At 60.4% G+C, this 1,294-nt stretch carries 1 protein-coding gene; it reads left to right on the top strand.

Annotated features, from left to right (window positions below):
* Positions 1 to 63: 63 nt before the first annotated feature.
* Positions 64 to 1,235, top strand: a protein-coding gene (locus C8K14_RS22255; protein ID WP_107719330.1) for an IS3 family transposase whose coding sequence is annotated in 2 segments (ribosomal slippage) — positions 64 to 331 and positions 331 to 1,235 — 1,173 coding nt in all. Because the reading frame shifts where the segments join, the coding sequence is not laid out codon by codon here.
* Positions 1,236 to 1,294 lie beyond the last annotated feature (59 nt).

Here is a 1,294-nt window from a genome sequence, read left to right as displayed (position 1 = left end):
TGAGGTGGTGCCGTTTTTCTGGACAGGATGATAAGCTCAGCCTGACCTGAGGAATGGACTGGAATGAAGACGACGAGAAAGCGCTACAGCGCGGAGTTCAAAGCCAAGGTTGCGATGGAGGCGATCCGGGGCGATCTGACGCTGGCGGAATTGGCTGCCAAGCATGGCGTGCACCACACGATGATCGGCGCGTGGAAGCGGCAAGCGATGGATGGCATGGCCAGCCTGTTTGACGGTGGCGATCAGGCGGCCAAGGCTTCCAGCGAGGCAGAGATCGAGAAACTGCACGCCAAGATAGGCCAGTTGCTGGTGGAGCGCGATTTTTTGGCACGAGCCTCCGGTCGATGAGCATGGACCGGAGGCGAAAGATGGTCGAACCGGACAACCCGGACCTGTCGATTGCGGCGCAATGCCGCCTGCTTTCGATCAGCCGGTCGGGCTACTATTACGCACCGGTGCCAGAGAACGGCATGACGCTGGCGCTTATGGCGGTGATCGACCAGGTATTCATGGACTGCCCTTGGTATGGCAGCCGTCAGATGACTCGCCATTTACAACGGATGGGTCATGCCGTTGGCCGCCGCCGGGTGCGGCGCTTGATGGCCAGGATGGGGCTAGCGGCGATATACCAGCGCCCACGCACCAGCGATCCGCACCCGGAACATCGGATCTATCCCTATTTGCTGCGCGATCTGGCGATCACGCGGCCCAATCAAGTCTGGTGTGCTGACGTGACTTATCTGCCTATGCGGCGTGGCTTTCTCTATCTGGTGGCGATTATGGACTGGGCGACGCGCAAGGTGCTCGCCTGGCGCATCTCGAACACGATGGACGCCAGGTTCTGCGTCGAGGCGCTGCAGGACGCCATGGCCCGCCACGGCAAGCCGGAAATCTTCAATACCGATCAAGGCAGCCAGTTCACCAGTTACGCCTTCACCAGCGTTCTGCGCGAGGCCGAAGTGCGGATCAGTATGGATGGCCGGGGACGTTGGATGGACAACGTCTTCATCGAGCGTCTCTGGCGGTCTGTGAAGTACGAGTGCGTCTATCTCCACGCCTTCGAGACCGGCAGCGAACTGCGGGCGGGCCTGACGCGCTGGTTCACCTACTATAACCACCATCGACCCCATTCAGCCCTTGCCGGTCGAACCCCGGCAGAGGCATATGGGCACATCGGCACATCAGATCATGGGGGGCATGCCCCCCATGATCTGATGACCAAACTCGCGGCATGACGACACCGGTTTGAGCTTAATTTTGCCGCAAACCTGTCCAGGAAGGCGGGACCACCTCA

Source organism: Novosphingobium sp. GV079, from assembly GCF_003058045.1.
Classification (GTDB): Bacteria; Pseudomonadota; Alphaproteobacteria; order Sphingomonadales; family Sphingomonadaceae; genus Novosphingobium; species Novosphingobium capsulatum.
The sequence above is the reverse complement of the archived record's forward strand: the minus strand, read 5'-3'. Positions and strand labels throughout refer to the sequence as shown.